The organism is Oleiphilus sp. HI0043, assembly GCF_001634935.1.
Map to the genome: position 1 here is coordinate 1 of NZ_LWEY01000253.1, position 716 is coordinate 716.

The following is a 716-nucleotide window of genomic DNA, read 5'->3' on the forward strand; positions in this document are numbered from 1 at the left end:
CGCATTTTCCTGGCTACATTTCATACAAACACTACAATTAGATAGTATTAGACCCCGGTCTATAGGCAGACCTATTGCCGCCTACATTCTATTTCTTTTTTATTATGACGATCACCCTTAGTACCTGTTGCTAATACGATGAGGTACGTAGTTAAGGAGAAAGCTCATGACAGTTCGTTCCGGTGAAGGTGATAAAAGCTGGTTCCGCAGCAATCGTTTTACTCATGTTAATGATTCCTGGTTTTTCACGACGCGAGAAATGACCGAGGAAGGCCCCTTCCACTCTCGACAAGAAGCAGAAAGTGCTTTGGTGTTATACATCAGGCACGTAAATGATTCGTTTTTCAAAAATAGTGGCTAGCGTTACATTGATCTAACTTTCAAACTGGGATAATTGCGCCATTGCCTGTTTTGATACTGCATTTTGAAAGGTACTAGACCAGCCTAACAAGTATGCAGGAAGCCCGATCGCCTGACGAGACCAACGCCAAAAGTTGAAGTCATCGTGATGCTGGTAAATCAATCCATCTTTAAAGGTAATGTTTGCCTTAATCTTATTATTTACCTTTCGACCCGTTTTAGAAAACAAGTAATTTGCTTCCCAGTTCACTTCACCTTGTGTGTCGTTCACCTTAGCCACATTAAAACTAAGGTCGAAGTCTTTTGCGCGCGTGCAGAGCATTTTCCACATAAGCCCTACTTCTGCTCCCGATAAG

2 protein-coding genes are annotated in these 716 nt (G+C 42.2%); one reads left to right on the forward strand and one right to left on the reverse strand.

Going from position 1 to position 716, the window contains the following annotated elements; all coding sequences use genetic code 11:
* Positions 1 to 166: 166 nt before the first annotated feature.
* On the forward strand, positions 167 to 361 hold the full coding sequence (locus A3729_RS03825; RefSeq protein ID WP_068506723.1) for a DUF6316 family protein: 195 nt from the start codon (positions 167 to 169) through the stop codon (positions 359 to 361).
* A gap of 12 nt (positions 362 to 373) precedes the next feature.
* On the opposite strand, the gene A3729_RS03830 is transcribed toward A3729_RS03825, so the two are convergent.
* On the reverse strand, positions 374 to 716 hold a 343-nt coding region (locus tag A3729_RS03830; protein WP_231877328.1), incomplete at its 5' end, for a nuclear transport factor 2 family protein.